Source organism: Thalassospira sp. B30-1, from assembly GCF_015767575.1.
Taxonomy (GTDB): Bacteria; Pseudomonadota; Alphaproteobacteria; order Rhodospirillales; family Thalassospiraceae; genus Thalassospira; species Thalassospira xiamenensis.
In genome coordinates this window covers 4,736,994-4,763,523 of sequence record NZ_CP065232.1, presented here as the reverse complement: position 1 = coordinate 4,763,523, position 26,530 = coordinate 4,736,994, and the positions used below count along the sequence as shown (strand labels likewise).

Annotated in this window: 23 protein-coding genes and 1 riboswitch; of the genes, 7 read left to right on the top strand and 16 right to left on the bottom strand. The window is 54.0% G+C overall.

Annotated features, from left to right (window positions below; genetic code table 11):
* Window positions 1-35 precede the first annotated feature (35 nt).
* The 3 genes from IT971_RS22175 to cobA form a co-directional block, all read right to left on the bottom strand.
* Window positions 36-656, bottom strand: a complete 621-nt coding sequence (locus IT971_RS22175; RefSeq protein WP_063092156.1) for an SCO family protein — start codon at window positions 654-656, stop codon at window positions 36-38.
* Between the two features lie 155 nt (window positions 657-811).
* On the bottom strand, window positions 812-1,600 hold the full coding sequence (locus IT971_RS22170; protein ID WP_065702167.1) for a sulfite exporter TauE/SafE family protein: 789 nt from the start codon (window positions 1,598-1,600) through the stop codon (window positions 812-814).
* 78 nt (window positions 1,601-1,678) lie between these two features.
* Window positions 1,679-2,548: a uroporphyrinogen-III C-methyltransferase gene (gene cobA / locus IT971_RS22165; RefSeq protein ID WP_063092158.1), complete on the bottom strand. Its 870-nt coding sequence runs from the start codon at window positions 2,546-2,548 to the stop codon at window positions 1,679-1,681.
* A gap of 235 nt (window positions 2,549-2,783) precedes the next feature.
* On the opposite strand from cobA, the gene IT971_RS22160 reads away from it, so the two are divergent.
* The 3 genes from IT971_RS22160 to IT971_RS22150 all read left to right on the top strand — a co-directional run bounded on the left by IT971_RS22160 (window position 2,784) and on the right by IT971_RS22150 (window position 6,991).
* Window positions 2,784-3,917 carry a cobalt-precorrin-5B (C(1))-methyltransferase gene (locus IT971_RS22160; protein WP_063092159.1) on the top strand — a complete coding sequence of 378 codons (1,134 nt, stop codon included), beginning with the start codon at window positions 2,784-2,786 and terminating at the stop codon, window positions 3,915-3,917.
* A gap of 26 nt (window positions 3,918-3,943) precedes the next feature.
* The gene (locus tag IT971_RS22155; protein WP_051682189.1) at window positions 3,944-4,729 is read left to right on the top strand and encodes a cobalt-precorrin-6A reductase; all 786 of its coding nucleotides are present in this window, start codon (window positions 3,944-3,946) and stop codon (window positions 4,727-4,729) included.
* Window positions 4,730-4,843: 114 nt separating this feature from the next.
* A complete protein-coding gene (locus IT971_RS22150; RefSeq protein ID WP_158526691.1) occupies window positions 4,844-6,991 on the top strand; it encodes a methyl-accepting chemotaxis protein in 2,148 nt (715 codons plus the stop codon).
* An 86-nt stretch (window positions 6,992-7,077) separates the two neighbouring features.
* Here IT971_RS22150 and IT971_RS22145 read toward each other — a convergent pair whose 3' ends face one another.
* Window positions 7,078-8,085 carry a complex I NDUFA9 subunit family protein gene (locus IT971_RS22145; RefSeq protein ID WP_063092161.1) on the bottom strand — a complete coding sequence of 336 codons (1,008 nt, stop codon included), beginning with the start codon at window positions 8,083-8,085 and terminating at the stop codon, window positions 7,078-7,080.
* Between the two features lie 151 nt (window positions 8,086-8,236).
* Window positions 8,237-9,142, bottom strand: a complete 906-nt coding sequence (locus tag IT971_RS22140) for an SDR family oxidoreductase (protein ID WP_063092162.1) — start codon at window positions 9,140-9,142, stop codon at window positions 8,237-8,239.
* Between the two features lie 240 nt (window positions 9,143-9,382).
* Between IT971_RS22140 and IT971_RS22135 the strand changes: the two genes are divergently transcribed.
* Both IT971_RS22135 and IT971_RS22130 read left to right on the top strand, forming a co-directional pair.
* On the top strand, window positions 9,383-10,195 hold the full coding sequence (locus IT971_RS22135; RefSeq protein ID WP_223304946.1) for a tetratricopeptide repeat protein: 813 nt from the start codon (window positions 9,383-9,385) through the stop codon (window positions 10,193-10,195).
* Between the two features lie 72 nt (window positions 10,196-10,267).
* Window positions 10,268-11,299, top strand: a complete 1,032-nt coding sequence (locus IT971_RS22130; RefSeq protein ID WP_063092164.1) for a substrate-binding domain-containing protein — start codon at window positions 10,268-10,270, stop codon at window positions 11,297-11,299.
* 34 nt (window positions 11,300-11,333) lie between these two features.
* On the opposite strand, the gene IT971_RS22125 is transcribed toward IT971_RS22130, so the two are convergent.
* From IT971_RS22125 to cobU, 9 genes are all read right to left on the bottom strand, one after another.
* Window positions 11,334-12,140 (bottom strand): trans-aconitate 2-methyltransferase, encoded by an 807-nt coding sequence (locus tag IT971_RS22125; RefSeq protein ID WP_063092165.1) that lies wholly within the window; start codon window positions 12,138-12,140, stop codon window positions 11,334-11,336.
* Window positions 12,137-12,808 carry a glutathione S-transferase family protein gene (locus IT971_RS22120; RefSeq protein ID WP_037989310.1) on the bottom strand — a complete coding sequence of 224 codons (672 nt, stop codon included), beginning with the start codon at window positions 12,806-12,808 and terminating at the stop codon, window positions 12,137-12,139. The genes IT971_RS22125 and IT971_RS22120 overlap by 4 nt, the downstream gene beginning before the upstream one ends.
* 192 nt (window positions 12,809-13,000) lie before the next feature.
* Complete coding sequence (locus IT971_RS22115; RefSeq protein ID WP_063092166.1) at window positions 13,001-14,515, bottom strand: cobyric acid synthase; 1,515 nt, start codon at window positions 14,513-14,515, stop codon at window positions 13,001-13,003.
* A gap of 48 nt (window positions 14,516-14,563) precedes the next feature.
* Window positions 14,564-15,190 carry a cob(I)yrinic acid a,c-diamide adenosyltransferase gene (gene cobO / locus IT971_RS22110; protein ID WP_063092167.1) on the bottom strand — a complete coding sequence of 209 codons (627 nt, stop codon included), beginning with the start codon at window positions 15,188-15,190 and terminating at the stop codon, window positions 14,564-14,566.
* Between the two features lie 53 nt (window positions 15,191-15,243).
* The gene (locus IT971_RS22105; RefSeq protein ID WP_223304944.1) at window positions 15,244-16,041 is read right to left on the bottom strand and encodes an endo alpha-1,4 polygalactosaminidase; all 798 of its coding nucleotides are present in this window, start codon (window positions 16,039-16,041) and stop codon (window positions 15,244-15,246) included.
* A gap of 164 nt (window positions 16,042-16,205) precedes the next feature.
* Window positions 16,206-16,892, bottom strand: coding sequence for a hypothetical protein (locus IT971_RS22100; RefSeq protein ID WP_063092168.1), 687 nt, complete (start codon window positions 16,890-16,892; stop codon window positions 16,206-16,208).
* 199 nt (window positions 16,893-17,091) lie between these two features.
* On the bottom strand, window positions 17,092-20,859 hold the full coding sequence (gene cobN, locus IT971_RS22095; protein WP_063092169.1) for a cobaltochelatase subunit CobN: 3,768 nt from the start codon (window positions 20,857-20,859) through the stop codon (window positions 17,092-17,094).
* Between the two features lie 90 nt (window positions 20,860-20,949).
* Window positions 20,950-21,990 (bottom strand): cobalamin biosynthesis protein CobW, encoded by a 1,041-nt coding sequence (gene cobW, locus IT971_RS22090; RefSeq protein ID WP_063092170.1) that lies wholly within the window; start codon window positions 21,988-21,990, stop codon window positions 20,950-20,952.
* 32 nt (window positions 21,991-22,022) lie between these two features.
* Window positions 22,023-22,562 carry a bifunctional adenosylcobinamide kinase/adenosylcobinamide-phosphate guanylyltransferase gene (gene cobU, locus IT971_RS22085; protein ID WP_082822647.1) on the bottom strand — a complete coding sequence of 180 codons (540 nt, stop codon included), beginning with the start codon at window positions 22,560-22,562 and terminating at the stop codon, window positions 22,023-22,025.
* Window positions 22,563-22,621: 59 nt separating this feature from the next.
* Window positions 22,622-22,846: riboswitch (cobalamin riboswitch) on the bottom strand.
* A 312-nt stretch (window positions 22,847-23,158) separates the two neighbouring features.
* Between cobU and IT971_RS22080 the strand changes: the two genes are divergently transcribed.
* Entirely contained in the window at window positions 23,159-23,734 is a 576-nt protein-coding gene (locus IT971_RS22080; RefSeq protein WP_223304942.1) for a hypothetical protein, read from the top strand.
* A 69-nt stretch (window positions 23,735-23,803) separates the two neighbouring features.
* On the opposite strand, the gene IT971_RS22075 is transcribed toward IT971_RS22080, so the two are convergent.
* Together IT971_RS22075 and cobS are read right to left on the bottom strand one after the other, a co-directional pair.
* Window positions 23,804-24,415, bottom strand: coding sequence for a histidine phosphatase family protein (locus IT971_RS22075; RefSeq protein ID WP_063092172.1), 612 nt, complete (start codon window positions 24,413-24,415; stop codon window positions 23,804-23,806).
* Between the two features lie 83 nt (window positions 24,416-24,498).
* Entirely contained in the window at window positions 24,499-25,251 is a 753-nt protein-coding gene (gene cobS, locus IT971_RS22070; RefSeq protein ID WP_037989300.1) for an adenosylcobinamide-GDP ribazoletransferase, read from the bottom strand.
* A gap of 237 nt (window positions 25,252-25,488) precedes the next feature.
* On the opposite strand from cobS, the gene cobT reads away from it, so the two are divergent.
* On the top strand, window positions 25,489-26,520 hold the full coding sequence (cobT, locus tag IT971_RS22065; protein ID WP_063092174.1) for a nicotinate-nucleotide--dimethylbenzimidazole phosphoribosyltransferase: 1,032 nt from the start codon (window positions 25,489-25,491) through the stop codon (window positions 26,518-26,520).
* Window positions 26,521-26,530: the final 10 nt, after the last annotated feature.

The following is a 26,530-nucleotide window of genomic DNA, read 5'->3' as shown; positions in this document are numbered from 1 at the left end:
TGCCGCACAAACTGATCCCTACAGAAACGCGGTAATCATCCGTTCTTCTTAACGACTTCGGCAATGCCCTTTGCCATATCTTCCGGGGCTGTTCCGTAATTAAAGTGACGGATAAATGACCCATCACGTCCCATCAGATACACAAAGGACGAATGGTCCATCAGATAGGCATCCGAATCCTTTGCTTCCCCGTCAGCATATGCCTTAGCGTAATACACACGGAAAGTCTTTGCCGCGGCTGTAGTCTGTTCAAGCGTTCCGGTCAGGCCGACCATACGTTCATGAAAATGGGGAACATAAGCCGCAATCGCGTCAACTGTATCGCGTTCCGGATCAACCGAAATGAAAACCGGCGTTACTTCATTGGCAATTTCGGGATCAAGAGCATCAAGCGCATTGCCCATCACCTGCAATTCGGTCGGGCAAACGTCCGGACAATAGGTATAACCGAAATAAATCAGCATGTATTTTCCGCGGAAATCCTGTTCGGTGCGGGTCTGACCATTTTGATCAACCAGTTCAAACGGTCCGCCAATTGCCGCAGCACCCGAACTTGAAGATGCGGTTTCCGATCCCATCATCATCAGTCGATAGGTCAATCCGATTCCGAGAACCAGCGCAATCGCCAGAATGATTACGAGTGTTTTCCTGCTCACGCCGCTACCTGTTCCTTTTGTCCCGGGATTACCTTTGCCGCAATCAACCGGATGAATAACCCACTGTCTTGCGGGCACTATAAATCCGCAAAACGATCATGCAAGACCCGTGACTGTGCCATGGCTCACAATAGCGTCATTGCGAATTCGCAAAATTATCCGATCTGATGAAATGCCAGCATGGCAAGGATGATGGCGTTAACGACCATAAGCCCCCGACCGACCGGTGCCATAAAAGCACGAAAACGTCGGGTGGCATACTGGCCGATCACGCCCGTTGCAAACAGCATCGGCACGGTGCCAAGACCAAATACCGCCATGACGAACCCGCCGGTCAATACATTGCCACCTGCGGCCGCCAGAACCAGCGCACCATAAATCAGACCGCAGGGAATAAATCCAAGCATGATCCCCAGCAGATAACCCCGCCAGCCAAATGGCGCACCAAATAGCGGTTTAATGCGGTCACCAACCACACGGTTCCACCATGCCCCCGCAGCGTTTCCTCCAGCCACGTTTGGAAACAGCCCGGCAAGATGTGGCACCAGACCGATTACCCCAAAGACCAGAAAGAAAAGTGCCGCACACAAAAGCAACATAGGCCCCAACCACCAGATTTTGGTCAGCACCGTGATGCTATCGGCGAAAAAGCCCGCCATCACACCAAGCAGGGTATAGGTCGTCAATCGGCCAAACTGATAAGGCAATAAGGCGGCCCCGGTAAGTCGGCGAAGCTCGCTCATCTTTTCAAGCGGCAGCTTTTCCATGCGCGACGTGACCTGACTGATCACAAATGGCCCACACATCCCAACACAGTGCGTGGCACTGCCGACAAGTCCGGCAATCAATGCTGTCGCCAAAACGCCGCTGTCTTCTTGCAAAACAGTCATGCATTGTGCCCAGCCGCTTTCGATGATGCGGATCAGTATCTGTTGTTCGTCCATGATCCACCCGAAATGATCAGTTGCGTCGATTGTGACGCGCCGATCCATTGTGAACAACGATATAGATCAATCCGGAACTCAGGATTTGGAAACGTTCGCATCCGCCGGCATGGTAATAAGGTCAAGAACCTGTTCGAACGGAACATGGCGCACGGCTTTGACGTCATCCTGCGGCGAAAGCCAGTTCAACCGGTCGCGCAAGTCGACCACCTTGCCCAGAATACAAACTGCCGGCGGTTCCACACCGGCTTTTTCGACATCATCGGCCGCATTGGCAAGCGTCGAAATCAGAATGCCCTGATTGGGGGTTGTTGCCTGATTGATAACCGCAAGTGGTTCGTCACCGGATCGTCCATTGGCCATCAGTTCCGATGAAATACGGCGCAAATGCTTCATCGCCATATACAGCACCAATACCGGCGCCCCTTTGGCAAGAGCCGCCCAATTAATGTTATCGGGCATTTCGCCACTTGAACCGTGGCCTGTGACAAAGGTTACCGATGAATTGCAATCACGATGCGTTGTTGGAATCCCGGCATAGGCCGCACCGGCAATCCCCGCCGTAATACCCGGCACGACCCGGAACGGCACATTATGTTCAACCAGCGTCAGGCCTTCTTCACCACCGCGGCCAAAAACAAACGGATCACCACCTTTAAGCCGCAGAACCCTTAAGCCCTGCTTGGCGTAATCAACAAGCTGCAGGGATATATCCGTTTGCTTTGAAGACGGCCGACCACCGCGCTTCCCGGCATAAACACGCTTGGCATCCGAACGCAAAAGATTGAGAATCCGGTCATCAACCAACGCATCATAGACAACAATATCGGCCTGCTGCATCGCATTGACAGCATGAAGCGTCAGCAAACCGGGATCACCCGGACCTGCGCCGACCAGCCAAACCCAACCCGGCTCAAATACCGGAAAATCAAGACCAAGTGTCGTCATTGCGGAATTCTTTATCTCTCAGCCAACTGGTCCATCTGTGCAGGACCGGATCGTTTGGATATGTTAAACAGCATCTTGGTGCTACGTCCAACATATTAATCCGTATTTTTTTCGTTATTTACCTAATACCACATCATTTATAATGTTTAATATATGAGCTCTGTCAAAAAATGCGTGGTGCCATAATAATGGTTAACCCAAATCTTCAAAGCCATAAACCGGGATCGCCCGCCCCATGACCCGAAAACCGGACGGACCACTACGCAAGGGATGGACAACGGGGGCCTGTGCCACCGCGGCAACCCGCGCGGCGTGGCAAGCGCTGTTGTCTGGCGAATTTCCTGATCCGGTCACCATCATCCTTCCCCGGGGTGAAACACCATCCTTTAACCTGATCAAGGCTGAAACCGGCGATGGCTGGGCACGGGCAAGCGTGATCAAGGATGCTGGCGATGATCCCGATGTCACCCATGGCGCGGAAATCATTGCAACAATCCGCCATGGACAACAGGGGTCCGGCATCACCTTCCATGCCGGCGACGGTGTCGGGATGATTACGAAACCTGGCCTGCCCATCCCGGTGGGCGAAGCCGCGATCAACCCCAAACCGCGCGAAATGATGACACAGCAGATCGTCGAACTGGCAAACAAGTTTAACGCGACTACCGATGTCGAAATTGAAATTTCCATTCCCGGCGGGCGGGAAATCGCTCTGAAAACCTGGAACCCGCGACTGGGAATTGTTGGCGGTCTTTCCGTACTGGGAACCACCGGCGTGGTGATTCCGTTCAGCTGTTCGGCGTGGATTCATTCCATCCATCGTGGCATTGATGTCGCGCGCGCCACCGGCCGCAAACATGTTGCCGGGGCCACCGGCAAAACGTCCGAAGCAGCCATTCGGCAATTTTATAATCTGCCGGACGAGGCTATCCTGGATATGGGCGACTTTGTTGGCGGCATGCTAAAATATCTGCGTCGCCATCCAGTCGATCATATCACAATTTCAGGCGGATTTGCCAAACTAGTCAAACTGGCGCAGGGCCATATGGATCTGCATAGCAGCCGGTCCGAAGTCGATTTCAACAAGCTCTCTGATACAGTTGCCGCACTTGGCGGTGATGCCGAACTGGTATCTGAAATTGCCAACGCCAATACGGCTAAACAGGTTCTGGAACTTTGCTCATCCAGAAACGTTGATATAGCACGCACCATTGCCCTTCAGGCTGGTGAAACCGCCCGCGCAACCATCGACGGCGCTTCCGCCATCGAAATTGTCGTTGTTGATCGTGTTGGCAGGATCATCGCCCGTGCCGGACATGGTGATTTTGACGCCTTTCTTCCCGCCGAAGGCACAAAGCCGAACCTTTAAAATGAACAAGAACAGGCCCGCAACATATGACTCCCCCTCGAAACACAGAAACCCCGCTGAACATTCTTATTTTTGGCGGCACGGGGGATGCCAACCGTATCGCTGCTGACCTGTTACAGGAATTCGGATCAGATGTGCGTCTGCAGCTTTCTCTTGCCGGTCGTACCAGTGCCCCCAGATTACCGGATGGCATCCCCGTCCGCATTGGTGGTTTTGGCGGAGCCGAAGGCATCATATCCTGTCTGGGTTCGGAAAAAATCGATCTCGTGATCGATGCAACTCACCCCTATGCCACACAGATATCCAGCCACATTGCCCAAGCCTGTCACGCGGTGGCGACACCCTGCATTCAGTTTCAGCGGTCAGCATGGCAAAAAACGGATAAAGACCGCTGGATCATCGTCAGAAGCCTCGCAGAGGCAGCTCAAATCCTGCCCGAACACGGAAAACGCGCCTTGATCGCCAGCGGACGCAAGGATCTTGCCCATTTCGAAGGCTTGGAAAAAACATGGCTGCTTGTGCGGACTGTCGAGTCTCCCAAAGATCCATTCAATCTGACTCTGGGTGAATGGCTGATTGCCCGTGGTCCCTTCACGGTCGAAGGGGAAATCGAACTTCTGCAACGCCACAAAATCGATGTCATCGTCAGCAAAAATAGCGGCGGTGATGCTACCGAAGCCAAGATTCTGGCTGCCCGCGAACTGAACATACCGATCATCATGGTTGAACGGCCCGGTGCAGCTCCGGTTGAACAAGCAGAGAAAATACAAGAAATAATAGAAAAAATCAGAAATACGCTTGCAAAACACTGACTCAAAAAGATATTTCTTCTCGTGATTTGGACCTTTCAGGGCGGTCCAAGTAACAACAGTCGAGAAGGGCAAAATAAGCCGCCGACACCCTGAAATCCTTTAATGGGAATTGTCATGACCGGCAAAATTGGTTTGCGCGGAAGGCTGATGCTGGCAATTGTGCCAATCGCCTTGCTCGCTGTATGTGCCGCCGCCCTAGCGGTTTTTTCTTTCCAAATCACAGAACAACAGCAAAAAGTCGTAGCAGAAGAAGCTATCCCGGCCCTGATTTCCGGCCAGGAACTAAGCGCGTTTAGCGATGCCGTCACAGGCATGGCGCGTCGTGTCACAACTGCGCAATCAGAAGCACAGTTGGAAAACACGACCAAAGCACTCGGCATGATCGAAAATCGCATGAACGATCAAATCGCCGAGTTGGCCAGATACGATATTGATGGCGAAATACTAAGCTCATTCTCCCAACAAACAGGGAAGATGATCAATAATATTAATAGCTTGTCCGATATCATGAAGTCACGATTTGACACGCAGAAAACGCGTCAACTTATCATGAGTGACATCATTCGCGCCGTGAATGAAATTGAATCGATCACAATCAGCGCCAGTGACATGGCGAACAGCAATCTGGAAAACAACTTAAGCCAGCTATATGGCCTGGTCCGCAATCCGGAGAAAACCAAAGAAGTCTTTCAAACGCTGAATACGCTTCGCGGAGAGGACGCGCCAACAACAAAGAACATGCTGGAACTGCGCGCGGTGGCACTTAAGATTCCCGCACTGGCCCGCATGACTTTCACGGCAAGCAGCCCCGAAGAACTCGACAAGATCAAGAATTTATCAACGCCGCTTATCCCCCAAATGCAAAGTGGCTCAGATGAAATTCCGTCGGATGAAGATCGCGAAACGGCAAGATCGTCGGTTGAAACAATTGCAAATGGTCTGACATCGAACGGCAGTAACAATCTGTTCAATTTGCGTCAGAACGAATTCGTTAGCGAAGCTTTGCTGACCGATCTGTTGACACAAACAACAGAGACATCCCAACAAATGGCCCAAACCGCGCAACAACTTCTGGAAGATATGCGCGCGAAAATCAACGATGCCAATCAGGGGGTTACAACCACCATCGGCATTGCGAAAAACATCATGATCGGGGTTGCGACCGCAGCACTGATTATTTCTGCACTGATCATATGGCTTTATGTCCAACGCAACCTTTTGGCCCGTCTGATCGGATTGAACGTTGCCATGGATCGCTTGACCAAAGGCGACCTTGAAACACCGGTAACCGATCATGGCAGCGACGAAATTGCAGATATGGCATCGGCAGTCGAATTGTTCCGGGAAAACGCGAAGGAAGCAGAACGTCTTCGGGAAGAAAACAAAGCCGCAGAAATTCGTGCGGAACAACAACGTCGCGAAGCATTGCTGGAAATGGCGAACGGCTTTGAAAGCTCCGTCAATGGGCTGGTCACGGAACTGCTGTCCCAGGTTGGTGACATGCGCGATGCCGCCGACAACATGGCACATAACGCCGGTGACAACGTTCACCGCGCAATCGAAGTCAGCGAAGCATCCCAGAATGCATCCCAGAATGTCAGCTCGGTCTCGTCCGCAACCGAGGAACTGTCTGCATCGATTGCCGAAATCGAACGACAGGTTTCCAAGGCAGAGGAAGTTTCCCGCGCTGCCGTTTCCGAAGCCCGCAAATCTGATGAAACCGTTCGCCAGATGTCTGACACGGCAAATCGCATTGGCGAAGTCATTGAACTGATCACGACCATTGCTGACCAAACCAACCTGCTGGCCCTTAACGCTACCATAGAAGCCGCGCGAGCCGGTGACGCAGGCAAGGGTTTTGCCGTGGTCGCAAACGAGGTCAAAAATCTGGCATCCCAAACCCAGCGCGCGACCGAGGATATCGGCAAGCAGATCGAAGAAATGCGTTCGGTCAGCAGCGAAGCCGTCGAGATGATTTCGACCATCGCCCGGACTATCGGCGAAATCGATACGATCTCAAGCTCGATCGCAGCCGCCATGCGTCAACAGGGTTCTGCCACGGCCGAGATTGCCAGCGGATCGGAAGAAGCCGCCAACGGTGTGCGTCACGTGTCTGAAAACATGCTCAATGTATCGCGTGCCGCCGAGGCAGTTCAGAAACTGTCAGGTTCAACCCGCAACACTGCCGAAGAGCTTCTGCAAAAGGCCCATCGTCTGCAAGACGAAGCCAACAGCTTTGTAGCCCGTGTTCGCGCCGGTTAGGCTGCTTGAGAATGCCTGAAATCAACAAAAATCCCCGCCGAAATAATCGGCGGGGATTTTAATATCAGTTCTGAAAGATTTAGTGATTAGACGAAACGCCGGAACTCACCGCTTTTGCGCGGCGGGCAGAAACGCTTCAGATAGGTCGGCGCAATTGCTTCAACGCTGTTGGGCGTAATGCCAAGCTCGGCAAAACCTTCGGCACCGTCAGACACGACATTATCGGTTTTAAGCAGACGAACCTGATCCGGGGTCAAAAGCGGTTTTGGCAGGAATTGCAGGAAAAACGCCTTGATCGACGCCAGCCAGAACGGCACCGGCATCAGAATGGCGCGCTGGCGGGTGATCTGCAGCATATCGCGCAGGAGTCCCTTGAAGCTATAGACTTCCGGCCCCCCCAGTTCATAGGTTTTACCCGCAGATTTACCTTCGACCAGTGCCGTCACGAATGCCTCGGCAACGTCGGCAACATAGACCGGCTGGAATTTCGGTCCGCCATCGCCAAGCATGTCGACCTTGCCTTTGTCGAGTTCAACCTTCGGCAGGCCCGGCGCACCAATGACCGGCAGAACCGGGGAATAGCGCGCCATGGTGGCAAACTGGTTCAGGAAATTGTCTTCCGGGCCGAAGATAACCGACGGACGAAAAATCACCGCATCCGGGAAGGCTGCGCGAACAGCTTTTTCACCAGCCAGTTTCGAAGTCGCATAAAGCGCATGCGGGTTCTTATCCACACCAAGCGCCGACATATGCAGGAAGGTTTTCACACCGCATGCCTTGGCTTCCTCGGCAATACGCTTGGCCGCTTTGACATGGATATTCATGAAACTGCTGCTGCCGCGCTGATACAGAATGCCCAGCAGATTAATCACCGCTTCCGAACCTTCGATCGCGCTTTTGAGCGACTCTTCATTGCGGACATCGCAATGCACCGGAACCACCTGCCCAAGATAGCCCATCGGCTTCAGTTTCTTGACGCGCTCAAAGCTGCGGGTCGGAACGCGGACGATAAAGTCGCGCTCAAGCAGGCGCTTGACGATATGACGCCCGACAAATCCGGTGCCGCCAAAAACGGTTGCGATACGACGATCCATGCTTGCTCTCTCCTTGCCGGTCGGTAATGTCGCGATGATCCCGCCATCACGATCCGGCGCTGGGTACCATCAGGGCCAAATGCGGATATCGGCCCGATCAAAATTCCTAAGCGGTTATATACGACCCATAGGGTGCGTCAACAATGCGCTTTTAAAGCGCATGTGTCCCGCCCCCGTTGATTTTGGCCAATATTTCATCATGGAGCGCCAGCAAACCCGCCTTGTAGTCGGGAAAACGCAGCTTCACAACAAGTTCGGCCTTGATCCGGTCATTGGCAACCCGCTTGTTATCTTCATAAAAGCTTGCAGCCATCGGGCTCAGATATGCCGTCTTGAAATCTTCCTCCGGCGGAGGGTCCATACCCAGCAAACCACAGGCATACGCGATCACATCCTGCGGAGGAGCGGCATCATCGTCACACACATTATAAGCCGCACCGGCATTCGGACGTTTGATGGATGCCAGAACCGTCTGTGCAATATCTTCGACATGGATACGTGAAAAAACCTGTCCGGGCTTTACAACCCGCCGCGCCCGTCCGGATCGAACCGTTTCCAGGGCATTACGTCCCGGTCCGTAAATCCCGGCCAATCGGAAACTTTGCACACAAAGATCATGACGCTGCCCCAGATCGAACCATGCCTTTTCTGCGGCCACCCGTCTGCGACCACGTTTGCCGCTTGGCATCAGGTCGTCATCTTCGGTGACGGTCGCACCGTCGTAATCGCCATAAACACCTGTTGTCGACAGATATCCGATCCATGTACCACCCGGCAGCGCGGCAAGATCACCGGCATGATGGGCCAGAACAGGATCACCATTTCCACCCGGCGGTGCAGAAATCAGGACATGTGTCACATCTTTCAAGGCATCGCGAATATCGGCAACCGGCTTGTCATCGGAAAAAATGTGCGGCTCGATCCCCTCTGCGCGCAGTTTATCGGCCTTTTCTGCGCTACGCGTGGTGCCGGCAATTTCCCAGCCTTCTTCGCGTAACTGATTTGCGACAAGGCGCGCTGAAAATCCCAATCCGAAGCAAAACAGCTTTTCGGTCATTATCAAATCCATATGCCGGGGCGACTATCTTTGTGTGTGGAACACTATCGGCCCTGAACGCGCATGACAAAAGCTTTCCGGTCGGTTTTCGGAAACTTTGAAATCACAATCATTTTCTTGCCGCTTTCATGATTTGCAATGCGGCCCTTATAAACGGCTTCTGGTCAGAATCGACAACATCCGCCTATGCTGATCATTATCGATCCGCCTTGCAACCAACGCCAAACTGAAAGGCCCATCATGTCTGAACTGCTTGCACGCAAAACCCTGCGCGCATCATCCCTTGTTACGATGACTTTGTTTGGCATGGTTCTGGTTTCGCTCGGCCTGCAAAGGCAAGCCTTGGCGCAAGGCACGGATATGAGCGCGGAGGACGCCAAACAATATCAGGACTGCCTGAAACTCGCCCGCCTGAAACCCGAAGACGGTTTTGAAAGCGCCATCGCGTGGCGCGATATGGGCGGCGGTGAACCGGCGAAACATTGCGTTGCGGTCGCCCTGATTGCACTTGAAAAATACGAAGAAGCCGCAACCCGCCTTGATGCACTTGCCGATGAAAGCACATCCCCCCAACAGGTTGTCGCCGGGCTTTTGGCCCAAGCAGGACAAAGCTGGATGATGGCGGGAAATCTGGAATTTGCCTGGCGCGACCAGTCCCGCGCACTTGGCATTGTTAAAAACGATCCGACCCTTTGGGTTGATCGGGCAATGGTACTTGGCATGGCCGGTCAGTATTGGGATTCAATCGATGACCTTAACAACGCGCTTGATCTTGATCCAAACAATGTCGAAGCACTGATTTATCGCGGCACGGCATGGCGCATGCTTGAAACATACGACCTTGCCATGACCGATATTCAACGCGCGCTGGAACTCTCGCCCCAAAATATTCAGGCGCTTTTTGAACGTGCGAACCTGCACCGGATCAACAAAGACAATGACCTTGCGCGTCAGGATTATCTAACTGTCATAGAAAATTCAAACGGAACCCCTGTCGCTGATGCGGCAAGAGCGAATATAGAAAAGATGGATGTTCAAACCGGATCGGAATAGGTTCTGATCCGTACTTGATATGTGCCCGCCGGTTTCGGGACCATATCGCCAGATTTTCAGCCGGGGGACCCCATGCGTCGTTTGATTGCCACGACCGCCATCGCCGCGTCCATATCCATGATGCTTGCCGCAAACACTGCGCAGGCGCGTGACCAGATAAGAATTGTCGGTTCTTCGACCATCTTTCCGCTGACCACCAAGGTCGCCGAATATTTCGGCAAGACCACCGGTGAACCCGCCCCGGTGGTTGAAAGCACCGGTTCTGGTGGCGGTTTTAAACTGTTCTGCGGCGGGATCGGTGCGGAATATCCCGATATTGTCGATGCATCACGCCAGATCACCGGGTCGGAAACCGCCATCTGTGCTGCCAATTCGGTACGCAATATCAGCGAAATAAAAATCGGTTACGACGGCATCGTGCTTATGGGAGGACGTAATGCACCGACCATGTCATTGACTGCACGGCAGCTTTATCTGGCACTGGCCCGTACTGTCCCGGTTCAGGGCGCAAGCGTTCCCAATCCGAATGTCAAATGGTCCGATATCGATGCCGACCTGCCCGATATTCCGATACGCGTCTATGGTCCGCCGCCGACATCGGGTACACGCGACCTTATGGGACAGCTTCTCATGGACAAGGGATGCGCAACTTTCAGTGACATCGCCAGCCTCGAAGCCAGCGACCCCGAAAGCTTCCGCCTTCTGTGCCGCACCATCCGCGAAGACGGTGCCTATATCGCTGCCGGTGAAAATGATCGTCTGGTCATCAGCAAACTTGAGAAAGACCCGAAGTCCTACGGCATTATGGGTTTCAACAACCTGGACCGCAATCGCGACACCATGCAGGGTGTATCGATCAATGGCGTTGCCCCCGATTACGATACGATCCTTGACGGAAGCTATCCTGGATCGCGCGCCCTTTACCTGTATGTTAAAGATGATCACCAGCAACTGGTCAGAACGCTTGGCTCGTTCATTTCGACCTATACCTCGGACACGGTGATTGGCGAGGAAGGCCTGCTTGCCGAAAATGGCTTGGTCCCGTTGCCCGATGATGAACGTGCAGAAGCCCTTGCAGGGGCAAAGAAATTCGTCGGGAACTAAGCCCGCGCAAAATGGATGAACAAACGGCCGGACATCAGTCCGGTCGTTTTGCCATCCAGACCTGATTGGCAGCATATCGCGGCGGGCTGCCTTTGAAATCCGAAAATTCCGACACCGAAATGAAACCTGAAATCTCTAACATCAGGCGCATTTCACTACGATGAACCCATCGCATGTGATGCCAGCAATCCTCGCATCGCAGAACCTTTCCTGACGGATCGATTTCCTCGAACCGCCAGTGTTCTTCAAACCGCTGGGTCAGGGGGTCGCTTGTTCGCTCCATTGCGGTGATCCGCAACCTGCTATCTTGTGCTCCAACACCTTCTGGCATCGGAAACAGCGGAAGTTCAACACTTTCCGGATCACCTTCCGGAAGGCAATACTGAAGGTCGGGATCAATCAGATCAAGAACCAGCATCCCGCCAGGCAGCAAATGATCAGAGGCCGTCATCAGGCAGCGTTTCTGATCCTCGCCATCGGTGATTTCCTGAAAACCACGAAACGGGATGATGATCAGGGCAAATCTCCGTCCCAGATCAAAGTCGCACATATCGCCCTTGTGCCAGACCATATCGGGATATTTCGTCCGTGCCTTGGTCAGCATCGCATCGGAAAGATCAAGTCCTTCAATCGCGATACCGGCCTCGTGAATGGCAGCCGCAATGCGCCCGGTGCCACACCCCAGTTCAAGAACAGGGCCACCGGTTTTGACGGCAATATCGCGATAAAACGGAATCGGGTCTTCGAATAATTTGCGATCAAGATCGGCACGAAGGTCGTAGCTGGCGGCGTTAAGGCCACCTTGCGGGTAAAAGCTGTCGACCTTCGACGAACCCGTCATTCAAAATCCAGATCTGCATAATGCGGGGACGGTGGGAAGCTTGCCTGCCGGTCCGCCAGAATATCGCGCATCGCGGGGCGGCTTTTGATCCGCATATACCAATCCTTGGCACGCGGATGTTTCGACCAGTTGATGTCACCCATATAATCAATGACAGAAATCTGTGCCGCGGCAGCAATATCAGCCATGGTCAGATGTTCGCCAGCCAGCCAGTTCCGGCGTTCAAACAGCCAGCCGATATAATCCAGATGATAGGCCGCATTGGTCCGCCCGGCGCGCAGGATTTTGGTATCCGGCGTCCCGGTCGAAAAGAATCGTTTCAACAATTTCTCGCCGAGCAGATGATCGGTGACCTCGCGGTTGAACTTACCATCAAACCACGCAACAAGGCGGCGGATTTCCGCACGTTCCTTGGCATCCGAACCCAAAAGCGGCGTGTCGGTATAAACTTCATCCAGATATTCGCAGATGACGGTTGAATCGCACAACACCGTGCCATCTTCTTCTTCCAGAACCGGCACTTCGCCCGCCGGATTCAGCGACAGAAACGCATCGCGTCGCTCCCAGACAGGTTCTGCCTTAAGCTCGAATTCAAGCTTCTTCTCGGCCAGAACCAGACGCACTTTGCGCGAAAACGGTGATAGCCAGAAATGATGTAATTGACGCATGGAATTGAAGATACCCAACCAAGGATGAACGTTTTGCAAACCGGGCCGCATATGGCAGTTTGATACCATATGGCGTCTGTGCGCCATTCATTACAGGACCGGAATTTCAAATTCTCTCAAACCACGCAAATGCGCCGATGTAAAGGCTTTGTCGCGCCAAACAGCACCAATCTTGCGCTTTTTGTCATCCTGTCATCCTGACCGGCTTTGTGCCAATGCCAAAAGCCCGTCAAGATCAAGGCACGCCCCAACATGATCGGCCAGTTCATCAAGGGCGGCATCAATGCCAGCTTCAAAATCGATGGTACTGTTCCGGTCCCGGTTGACGATCGCGCTCAGATAAGCCGACCGGAACGGATCACTGCCAAACAGGCCATGTAAATAGCATCCCGTAACTCGTCCATCGGCACTTTGCGCACCGTCAATAATCCCGCCATCAAGACAAAGCCAGCTTCGGTCACGATCCGGCCCGGTTGTCTCGCCCATATGGATTTCATAACCACTGACCGGGATATCGGCCATAACCCCACCAAGTCCCGCCAGCCCGGTGGTTTGACGCAGCGTCTTGTCACCGCCCATCACGGTTTCAACGTCAAGCAATCCAAGCCCGGCTTCTGATCCCGCCGCACCTTCTATACCATCGGGATCATGGACCATGCGCCCCAACATCTGATAACCACCGCAAATTCCGACGACATGGCCACCCCGGCGGTAATGCGCCAGAATGTCAATATCCCAGCCCTGCTGTTTCAGGAAACGAAGGTCGGATGTGGTCGATTTGCTGCCAGGCAAAAGTACCAGATCAATATCGGCAGGAATAACTTCGCCCGGTTTAATGATCAGAAGATCAATATCTCGTTCGGCGGCAAGCGGATCAAGATCATCAAAATTCGCAATCCGCGGCAGGTGCGGCACTGCAATCCTGATCCGGTTCTCATCCACGCCCGACCGCACATAACGCCCGGCTTTTTCAAGCGCCACGCCATCCTCGGCCGGCAGGCGATTGGCCCCCTGCCAATATGTTGCGATACCGTAACTTTCAAGCCCGGTTTGATCATGAATGATCTGCAAGGCAGGCTCAAACAGCGACACATCGCCGCGAAACTTGTTAATGATATAACCGCGCAGCCAGTGACGGTCCCCCTCGGACAGCAGGGCATGCGTACCGACGATTGATGCGATCACCCCGCCCCGATCAATGTCCCCCACCAGAACGACCGGAACTTTGGCCGCCTCGGCAAAGCCCATATTGGCAATATCGGCGGCACGCAAATTAACCTCGGCCGGTGATCCGGCACCTTCGACCAGCACAAAATCGGCATCAGCAGAAACCAGATCAAAGCTTTCCACCACACGCGGCAGCAAATCGCGTTTTAACCGATAATAATCCCGTGCCTTCGCACTGGTCAGGACCTTGCCCTGTACCACGACCTGAGCACCAATTTCACTTTGGGGTTTTAACAGAACCGGATTCATGTGGACCGACGCAGGCACACCGCACGCCCGCGCCTGCAACGCCTGTGCCCGGCCAATTTCGCCACCATCTTCGGTTACGGCCGCATTATTGGACATGTTTTGCGGTTTGAATGGTCGCACCCGAAGCCCCCGTTGCGCAAAGGCACGGCACAGGCCCGCCACCAGCAAGGATTTTCCAACATCCGAACCGGTACCTTGCAACATCAAAGCAGGAACAGGGCGCACGCTCATTCCGGTTTCAAAACTTTCTTTTATCTGGCTGTATGCCAAGACCGCAAATCAGAACTCGACACCAATCTGCGCCTTGATGCCCTGTTCGCGGAACGGATGTTTGATCATTGTCATCTCGGTCACAAGGTCTGCCGCCTCGATCAGGGTATCAGGCGCATTACGCCCGGTCAGGACTACATGCTGGTCGGGCAGTTTGTCGGCCAAGGCTGCCAGAACATCATCAAGGGGCAGGAAATCATAGCGCAGAACGATGTTGATCTCGTCGAGGATAACCATGGCAAAGCTTGGATCACGCATCATCTCAAGCGCCTTGTTCCAGGCTTCACGTGCCAAAGCCACATCCTGCGCCCTGTTCTGGGTTTCCCAGGTAAAGCCCGCTCCCATGGCGTGAAATTCGCAAAGATCGGGGAATTTCTTCAAAAGCTTTGCCTCGCCGGTTTCCCAGCCGCCTTTGATGAACTGGACCACGCCAACTTTCATGTCATGCCCGACACAGCGCATCGCCATGCCAAATGCCGACGATGATTTGCCTTTCCCCTTACCCGTATGAACGATGATCAGGCCCTTTTTGTCGATCTTCTGCGCCATCATCTTGTCGCGCGCGGCCTTGATCTTCTTCATTTTTTCGTCGTGGCGGGTATTGAGATCGGTATTGGGCGTGTTGGTGTCGGTCATTGCTTCATCCCTTTGCATTTCTGCCCGAACAATGCGGCGAAGCGTACGCCGGATCAAGGACAGTTTTCGGGTTTTCGATCCAGTTCGACATGCGCGATGACACCCTGAAAACCGTATTTTCGGGCTTCGGGGCAGAACCGGTCCGGATTGACCCCCTCTTCGATATATTCAATGGCAAAGACCGGCTTGTTCATCTGCACATAGGACAAAAACGCATCCATGAAGCCAAACCGATAAGATGATTCAAGCAGGGCGAAATCCATTCTGTCGATCAGATCAGGCACCAGTTCGGCAGCATTTTTCTGCCCAATGGCAAGCCCGCGCGCATGCGCCTGCTCAATCAGCCATCCGATATATCGAACCTGATCGGACCGTGTCAGATCGAACCCGGTTTTCTTGTTGGTTGTATCCGCTTCATAGGCATCAATGTTATCCGGCTCAATAGCCAGAAAACCCTTTTCCCGACACAGGTCAAGCCGGACTTCCATAATATGGGCGAATTGGTCAAAGCGGCTGATATCAAGCCAGTTTTCACCTTCCCACCCCCAATAGGGATTCCCGATGACACCCTTTGGGAATTGTCCGTAATCGTCGTTCCATTCCTCGACCGCACCAACATTGATATAGCAAATAGGGAAAATACCGGCCGCGTGCCATTCCCGAACCTGCTCGGCCGTCGTTTCAAACAGATCGCTATCGATTACGCGGATATTGCCGCTAACATCAATGTCACCCTGCAACTGCCAATGCAGCGACCCGTCCGGCACCGTTGGCCAGTCATCCGCCGCCGCGATGCCGACCCCTGCAGAAAATTGCAAAACAAAACCAGCAACGGCAACAAACGCGCGCATCCATACCCCCGGAAAATCAATTTTGTGAGTTTGCCCGTCTGGCGGGCAATAGACAACCACCCAAAAAGAAAGCGCGGCCGTTTCCAGCCGCGCTCTTGCACCCGTAACGGGTGCGATCCCCCGAAACCCGCCGGGCTCGGTCAATCGATATATCTTTTAGCCCTTCAGCCTGACGATAAACCAAGGTCGCCGGTCACCAAATCGGCCCATTTATCAGGCTCACGCATGTCGGTATTACGCAATTCGGGGCGACGCATCCGCGCCTTGTTAAATAACTGCAACCGGTCGCCCGGCGACATCTGACGCAGGCGAAGCAATGCCTTGCGCACCGCATCATTCGGGGCATGAACCGGTTTCTGGAAGCTTTTTTCGATCACTTCGAGCCGACGCTCAAGCCAGTTGCGCGTCGAAACCACATCCGCAATCAGTGACTTCAATTCGCGAACCACCGGGAAATGATTTAACGCCACATGGGCCCTTGAAATGGTTGCACGCCATATCTGGCGTTCAACACCTTGCAGGTAACGCCAGTAAATCCGGACCTTGGCATCAATTTTAATGGTTGTTTGATCCGGCCCCGGCAGATGGCGCGCAAGTTCGTCCAGGTCATCACGGAATTCTTCAATACTGACCGGTGCATGAACGCCGTGAAACCGTTCACGCAGGTCAAGAACCGAACGGATCGCACCGCGGGCCGGGCGATAACGGCCCTGGCCGTGCAAATCGGCACGTAACCAGTCAGGAAGGTCGGCATCAGCAAGCAGGAAATCGACAATTTTTGCATGTCCGGCATGAACCGGCAGAGGGGTCCGCAGATAGTCAGGCAAACGAACGTGTTTCGTTCTTTCCATAGTGGCCTCCTAACTCTGTTGCCGATCCGTCTTGTGCGGTTATCGGCTCGATAGGTGTGCCCCGTCCCTCAACCAATAGATTAACACTTGGTTAAAAGAGATATGGTGCGAAAACGAAACGTTTCAACCGCCCGGTTTGTTCCGACCATCCATTTCAACGGTAAAATTCTCGTGATTTACGATAACGTCTAAGGCCCGGTTATGCCGCGCCATTCCCCATCAGATCGACTGATACGGAATTCCGGCGCGGCTGCCAAAGGCCACGATCAATCGCCTCGCGCAGACGATTGCGGATATCAGAAAGTGCGTCGGGATTGTAATCCCTGATAAAATCACGCACATCCGTATCATCGAGATACGCATCATAAACCAGATCAAAATGATGATCCGCAACACAGCGCGCCGTTGCGGCAAAGGCAAACAGGTAATCCACCGTCGCCGCCATCTCAAATGCGCCCTTGTAACCATGGCGCATTACGCCTTTGATCCATTTCGGATTGACCACGCGTGCCCGGACAACACGGGCGATTTCTTCTTCCAATGTGCGGATTTTCGGGCTTTCCGGGCGGGAATGGTCGCTGTGATAAACCGTCGGCTGTTTGCCGGACAGATGCCGAACTGCCGATGTCATTCCGCCTTCGAACTGATAATAATCATCGGAATCCAGCAAATCATGTTCGCGGTTGTCCTGATTATGGACAATCGCATCAACCCGCGACAGCCGTGTTTCAAACATATCACGCGCGGCTTCACCTTCCGCCCCGTTGCCATAGGCATAACTGCCCCACGCCAGATAGGCATCCGCCAGATCGGCCTCGTCCTCCCAAAGCTCTTCGTCGATCATCGCCTGTAATCCCGCGCCATAGGCACCGGGCTTGGCACCAAACACGCGAAATGCCGCCTGTTTTCTGGCCTGATCAGGACTGGCCCCGGCGTCACACAGCTTTGCCGTTTCTGCCGCCACCCGAACCGCAATCGGGTTCATATCGGGCGCTTCATCCGCCTGTTCGGCCACCGCACGCACCGCGCTGTCAAACAGGTCAATCAGACCCGGGAACGCATCGCGGAAAAACCCCGATATGCGCAACGTCACATCAACGCGCGGTCGCCCCAGCAGAGATGCTGGCATAATCTCGAACCCGGTCACACGGCGCGATGCGCTGTCCCATGTTGGCCGTACACCCATCAGGGCAAGCGCCTGGGCAATGTCATCACCGCCAGTGCGCATATTGCTGGTGCCCCAAACCGAAAGACCAAGGGCCGCGGGCCATTCACCATGATCCTGCACATGCCGTTCCAGTAACAATTCGGCTGATTTCCACCCCAATTGCCATGCCGCCGGGGTCGGGATCGTGCGCGTATCGACCGAATAGAAATTCCGCCCGGTCGGTAAAACATCTGGCCGCCCGCGCGTTGGCGCCCCCGATGGCCCCGGTTCGACAAACTTGCCCGCAAGACCGCGCAGCAATCCGGCAATCTCTGCCTCGCCACAGGTTGTCACCGCCGGACGAATAGATATTTCGATATCGGAAAGAACTTCAATTGTCCGCTGCCATGCCTGATCCGCGACCACCTCCCCACGTACCAGATCACGCGCCAAAAGCTCGATCCGCTCCACCGTATCGCCCATGGTACGCCACGCACCAACGTCATATTGCGCAAGAATTTCGGGCCTAATTCCTGGCCAGAATTCGGCAAAGGCACAATCAAGCGGATCAAAATCGGGATCACCAAGGATATCGGCGGCCAAGGCCCGATGAAGTGACGCCTTCGACCCCTCGCTCGCCCCGCGCGGCAATCTTGCCAGTGCGACCAGAAGATCGGTCAAAAGATCGCCTTCCGGTGCCTTACCAAAGATATGCAGACCATCGCGGATCTGAAGTTCCTTCAACTCGCACAGATAGTTATCAAGCTTGGCAAGCGCGCTTTCCTCGTCCTCGTCCGGCTCAATCCCGCAATCGCGGTCAAGCCCGATGCGAATAGCAAGCTCAAGGATGTCACGCTTCAGGATGATCAATCTGCGTGGATCAACTGCTGCTGCGTCGTAATATTCATCAACTAGCGCCTCAAGATCCTTAAGGGGTCCGTAACTCTCTGCTCGCGTCAAAGGCGGGGTCAGATGATCAAGGATCACCGCCTGTGCACGGCGCTTGGCTTGTGTGCCTTCACCCGGATCATTGACGATAAAGGGATAGAAATGCGGTGTCGGGCCAAACACGGCTTCGGGGAAGCATTCTTCCGACAGCGCTAATGACTTGCCCGGCAGCCATTCCATATTGCCGTGTTTGCCGAAATGAATGACTGCCTGTGCCCCGAAATGATGGCGCAGCCAGATATAAAACGCGAAATAGTTATGCGGCGGCACCAGATCGGGCGAATGATAGCTTTCAAGCGGATCGATATTGTATCCGCGTGCCGGTTGCAGCCCAACTACAACATTGCCCATCGGCAGGATCGAAAGGGCAATCGCCGACCGATCTGGCAGATAAAACGGATCACTTTCCGGCTCTCCCCAGGCATCCGTTACCTGCTGACGGATGCGTGCGGGCAGGGCGGCAAATGCCGCGCGATAATCGGCAACCGGGATCGTCACACGAACGGTGCGATCCGCCAGCGACTTGAAATCATTCGTCGGTCCGGCCTTGACCGCTGCGATCAGGTCATCGCCATTTTCCGGCAGCTCATTAATCCTGTACCCGGCATCCTTCATCGCCCGAAGGGTTTCAATCATCCCGGCCGGTGTATCAAGCCCCACACCATTGCCAAGGCGCGCATCCTTGTTGGGATAATTGGCCATGATCATCGCAACTTTGCGCACCGGGGCATCCGTCTTGCGCAATTTGACCCAATTGGCCGCCAGTTCGGCAACAAACGCCACCCGATCGCGCACCGGGATATATTTGACCAGATCAATCTGCGTCAGGGCATCCTTGCCCGCCGATCCCTTGAACGACACGGCGCGCGATAAAATACGGCCATCCACTTCGGGAAGTGCGACATTCATCGCAATATCCCGCGCGGCAAGGCCGTTCACCCCATCCCGCCACGATGCTTCACCACCGCCAGATAGCACCACCTGGAAAACCGGTGCATCGACAACATCAAACGGCCCATCTTTTCGTTCCACACCCGGAACGGAAAGAGAGAAGCCGGTGGTGTTCAGGATCAAATCCGCACGTGTTGACCCCAGCCATTCTTCAACCAAGGCCGCCGCAACCGGGTCTTTGAGGCTGGCAACAAAAACAGGCAATGGATTGAGGCTATTACCCAACAACTCCTCAACCAGCGCATCAATTACATCCAGATTACCAGCCTGAATTAATGCACGGTAGAAGATGATCGAGACAACAGTATGATTTTGTTTCCAATTCTGTTCAATTTCTTCGAGATTTGCGGTGATTTTCCCCGGCCAATAAAGGCCTGCCTTGACCAAGGGTGCCGCCGGCTTCCAGTCCCAACTGACAGACGGGTTCAATTTTTCATATATAAGACGCAGTAAATGTTCAGCATTTCCCGGACCACCTTCGATCAGGTAACGCCAGATTTGCTGATACGTTGCACCCTTTACCGTCGATAACGACAACAGTTCCGCATCGGGTTGATCGTCACCTGGCAACAGTACCAACGGCACGTCGTTGCGACGGGCCAGTTCGACCAGCTGTTCGATCCCGTATTCCCAATATCCCCGACCGCCCAGAATGCGCACGATGATGAATTTGGCATCGGCCAGAACATCGTCGACATAAAGATCGACCGACATGTTGTGGCCCAACTGCAAAAGGCTTGCCAATCGCAGCGATGGTGTCACATCACCAAATGCCGAAGTCAATCGCGCCTGCGCCCCCGCCAGACAGGCAAGCTCGGACTCTGCCGCCGACAGGATAACGACATCGCCCGGGCTTTGCCCCAGATCGACGGCTTCGCTTCCATCGGTAACAAGTCCAGGCTGGGCGGCAAGCAGATGCATCGGAAATGTCCGTTTCTTTTATCGTGTGCTGGTTCAAGATCATCCGCCCGCACAACGTTGTCGACCGGATGATCTTACAATTTCAAAACGTCACGATGCCTTGATTGCCGCTTCGATGGCACCGCGATCCAAGCCATGCAAGCCGATCACCACCAGTTCCGACCGGCGCGTTTCGGTTTCGGCCCACGGCCGGTCGAAATAACGCTGGAACCTCTCACCAACGCCCTGAACAACCTGGCGCATCGGCTTGCCGGGAATATCAAGAAAACCCTTGATCCGTAGGACATCGAACTGACGCACGACATCAATCAGGCGTTTTTCAAGTACGGCCGCATCGTCAACCGCGTCAAGTGACACGACAAAGCTTTCAAAATCGTCGTGGTCATGTTCGTGACCATCGTCATGATGTGAGGGGCGGCTATCAAGATCGTCTTCGGCCGCCGCTCCAAGTCCCAGCAAAACAGCATTTTCGACCTTCGAATGCGCGGTCGCGATGATCTTGACCGATGGGCGTTTCAGCTCGGCCCGGATATCTGCCTCTACCTTGGCAATTTCGGCAGCGCTCAGCAAATCGGTTTTGTTCAGAACCACCATATCCGCACAATGAAGCTGCTCTTCAAACAGTTCCTCAAGCGGGCTTTCATGATCAAGATTATCATCAGCCTCACGTTGGGCCTGAACCGCATGATGATCATGGGCAAACAGACCGTCGCGCAATGCCGCCCCGTCCAGAACAGCCACCACACCATCTACCGTGACCCGTGAACGGATTTCCGGCCAGTTGAACGCCTTGACCAACGGTTTTGGCAATGCCAGTCCTGACGTTTCGATAACGATATGATCAGGCGGCGTGTCGCGATCAATCAGGCCCTTGATGGTCGGCAGGAAATCATCGGCCACCGTGCAACAGATGCAACCGTTTGCAAGTTCGACAACGTCGTCCTCGGCACAACCCGATATGCCACATCCATTAATCACCTCGCGGTCCACGCCCAGATCACCAAATTCGTTGATGATCAGCGCAATCCGCTTACCCCCGGCATTTTCCAGCATATTGCGGATCATCGTGGTTTTGCCTGCACCAAGAAAACCGGTGATCACTGTTGCCGGAATTTTTCCAAGCTGTGCCATATTCAATTACCCTTAAATCTATGAATTCTGATCTATTTAACCGACATCGGAATGCCCGCAACCACAAGCGTCACCTGATTGGCAAGCTCGGCAATCCGTTGATGCAATCGTCCGGCATGATCACGAAAGCTGCGCGCCATGGCATTTTCCGGCACAATCCCGAAACCAACCTCGTTCGAAACCAGAAGAACTGGGATATCCAGCCCCGGCAAAAGGTCGCAAAGCCGGTCAAACTCGGCCCCGATATCGCGATCTTCCAGCATCAGATTGGTCAGCCAAAGCGTCAGGCAATCGACCAGAACCGGTTTACTGCCGTCGTGATTGCAGGCAGACAGGACAGCGCAAAGATCAAGCGGTTCCTCAATCGTTTGCCACATTTCGCCGCGCGATGATTTGTGAAGTTCGATGCGATTTGCCATTTCCTCGTCCCATGCACGACCGGTCGCGACATAAATACCGCCGCCTGCATGGTTGATCCGGTTTTCAGCAAACCGGCTTTTGCCCGATCTGGCACCGCCAAGGATCAGATGGATCCCGGCAAGCTGGCTGCTATCAGCCATATTCTGGGTCATACCCACTTTCCTTCGCCTTGACCTCCCACCGAGGCCGGATTGCGTTACCCCATATCCTTACGAACAGGAATACCGATGGCTGGTTTCCTGGCTGCGGGCATGAAAGCAATCCGCCTTCCCGGCATGTTGTCTGCAAATCAACATTACCGGTGGCTTGTGACATCACATCACCCGGATCACCCAACCCGTTACAGTTGCGGGGGCAGCACCGGCATCACACCGGTTTCCCATCACCAAACGGCAGCGCCGAACCTAGCAGCTTTACCCCCACGACCAAAGCCCAAACTCCGACCTAGCCATAAGGTCAGTATTTGTAAGAATTGACTGCTTGTCGGCGGTTATTCTTTAGGAGAACATAATTTTGTCACGATGGATCAGAGCCGACAAAAGCCGCCCGCGTGACCGCCGGACATTACAAAACAAACAAAGTCCGGATGCCGAAACCGCAAAGGGTTTCGGAAAAACTTCTTGGGGTTAATTGGAAATTTGCTGATCAAATGGCAATTCATGAACAAATTCAACGAATTCGGAATCTGAAATCAACAACCTGGCAGACCGTATCACGCGAAGACATGTGGCGCGGGCTGCTGGATAGATTGAGCTATAATGATCAATCCTTTCCCGAATTCCTGCAACATCATGCTGTAAATGGTGAAATATCATTGGCGCGTCGTGATGTTCGAAACATTTATGCCAGCCGCCCGACCTGTGGTGTTGTCGCGACCATCATTTGGTCGCATGCGCGTGGCATCCGCGTAAATGCGCTTTCTCTTCTGGTCCGTGACCTGACGAAACTCGTAGAATTGTTCGAAAATGACGATTTCGACGAAGATCAAATGTCACTGCTTCTGGGCCAGCCCGGGATATCCATCCCGACCGCCAGCAAAATGCTTTCAGCCTGTGGCAAGAAATACAAAGGCAAACCCGCCGCCATCATCGACGACACGATCATTCAGGTTATCGAAGCACCGGAATTTGCATCCGACTTTACGGAAATCAACGAGCTTCGCGGCAAATCGCGCAGTCGGCCTATTCCCTACTACGAAGCCTATCTTGACGATGTCGCGTCAATCTGTGGCAGATACGATGTCTCTGCCGATATGGTAGATCGCTTTTTGTCGGAATATGCACTTGTCGATGCGCAGGAAACCGATCAACGGAAATCCGCCTGAAAACTGATACCCTGTGTGGCATGTCATTCAAGCCCAACAGGGTATCGGCAACTGCACAGCCCCCTTTAATCAGTAACGCAGATTAACCCCGGTCACCCGCCAGCCCGGTTGATCGACGCCGGTTATATGTTCGATCCGGGTCACGCCAAGCGTATCGATATGAAATGATAAGGCCGCCTCAAGCGACAGACCAAGCGCATTGGCAAGGGCCGCGCGCACCGTCCCGCCGTGAATAACGGCCACAATATCGCGCCCGGCCCAATATCTTGTCAGCCGGTCAAATATTGGCCCAACCCGTTCGACAACGTCGCTGAAACTTTCCCCATTCGGAGGATGCTGGCGCGCGAAATCGGTCCAGAAACGGGTGGTTTCCCCTTTGGGCAGATCATTCCAGTGTTTCTTTTCCCATGCGCCAAAATGCTGTTCGGCAAAGCCGGTTTCACGCGTCGGCAGGATGTTTTCATCCATCAGCTCAAGAAGTTTAAGCGCGGTATCAAGCGTGCGCGAAAGGTGGCTCGTAATCCAGACCGCGTCGTTTGGCAAATGGCGCGACAGGGCGCGCAATGCCTTTTCATCGGTAAGATCAACCGGCATGTCGCTTCGGCCATAGACAAGCCGTTCCGGGTTGAGAACCGGCGCATGGCGAACAAGCCACCAACGGGTTGTCACTGCTTTGTCCATTCTTCCCCCAAGGAAAAATGCGGTCGAAAAATACGACCCGGGTTTGGGCTCCGTTTTAAACGGTCCTTTTCATGATCTTATCATCAGGCAATCTGAAGTATCGCGATAAATGCAATACCGACAAGCAGCTCGGAGATGATTTGAGTCATGCCCAGCACATCGCCAGTATGGCCGCCAATCTGATGCCGGGCGATCCATCCGACAACCGATGCCCCGACCATCATGGCTATCAGACACATGAACGCGGTCACCGCACCCGCAACAATCACCACCAGAACCAAGGCGATGGCAATACCCGCGCTCACCACTTTGATGTCGGGTCGTCCGGCACTTTTGCCAAGACCATCTTCACGAGCCGGATCAAACACATAGGTCACAATCGGCATCGCCGCGCGCGATAGTGTCGCCATCACAATCAGGATGGCGGCCATGCTGCCACTTTCACCCGCAGCATCCAGAAGGGCGATGCGCATCGCTAGGCATAAAACAAGCGCAACAACACCATAAGTGCCGATCCGGCTGTCGCGCATGATTTCAAGCTTGCGTTGACGGTCCAATCCACCGCCAAATCCGTCGGCACAATCGGCAATGCCATCCTCATGCATCGCCCCAGTCAACGCGATCAGGGTAAAAGTCGCGACAATGGCCGTAATCATGACATTGCCGGTCAGAATCTCGATGACGTAGGCCGGAATGATCGCAATCCCGGCCATGAACAACCCAACCAGCGGCCAGCACCAAACTGATCGTGCCATCGCATGCGCGCTGAAGTCACATGGAATGAAAACCGGTATCCGGCTTAGCAGGGCAAGAGCACGCCAAAAATCAGCAAGCATCCCCTTGGGGGGGGCTTCAGGCTCAGGTTCTGATTCAGATCCGGTTTCTGGCTGTTTGGCATCAACTTGATCATCATCAAGGTTTTGCAAATTCATTCCGGTTTGATTATGATCATTGTTCACGGGTGTGTTCCGATATTCGAACTGGCATTTTGCACGCAATCAGACTAATCATGGGCGCGACAGAAGCCAAGCAGAAGACGCTTTGCATCCTTGTCCGCCAGCCGGAGATTTTCCATGTTCGATCCCAAGCATCCCCCCCAAAGTCTTGATGAAATCCGCACCCTTATGGCCCAATTGCCCGGTGTCGATGCAGAGTCACAGGCAGCCGTAAGTACGCGCGAGCCACAATTGACCAAGCCCGCAGGCGCGCTCGGCAGGATGGAAGATATCAGCCTTTGGCTGGCAGGGTGGCAAGGAAATTCACGACCGAACATGACACGCCCGCGTGTCACGGTCTTTGCCGGAAGCCACGGCGTCTGTGCACAGGGCGTGTCGGCATTCCCGGTCGAGGTCAACCAGCAGATGGTTGAAAACTTCATCAATGGCGGTGCGGCAATCAACCAGATCTGCAAAACGGTTGACGCGGAACTGCGCGTGATGGAAGTCGCCCTTGAAATCCCGACCAACGATTTCTCGCAAGAACCCGCCATGGATGACGAAGGCTGCGCCGAAGCAATGGCCTTTGGCATGAGCGCCATCGAAAAGGGGATTGACCTTTTTGTGCCCGGTGAAATGGGGATCGGCAATACCACCTCGGCCGCCGCCATTGCCTATGCCCTGTTTGGCGGTGAAGCCGCCGACTGGACCGGACGCGGCACCGGCATCGACGATGAAACGCTTAAACGCAAAACACGCGTGGTCGGGGATGCCATCATCCTGCACAAAAATCAGTTCCATGATGCATTCGACGTTCTGCGCTGTGTCGGCGGACGCGAAATTGCCGCGATGGCCGGTGCCATTCTGGCCGCACGTTACCAACGGGTACCGGTTCTTCTTGATGGATATGTTTCCTGTGCAGCCGCGGCAATCCTTGGCACTATTCGCAGCGATGCCCTTGACCATTGTCTGGTCGGGCATATTTCGGCCGAACCGGGCCATAAACGACTGATTGAAAAGCTTGGAAAACAGGCACTTCTCGATTTTGGCATGCGCCTTGGCGAAGGATCGGGTGCAGCCCTTGCCATTCCGCTATTGCGGGCATCGGCGGAATGCCACAACGGCATGGCAACCTTTGTCAAGGCAGGTGTCACAAGCCGCGACGCGTAATCGTTTTGAT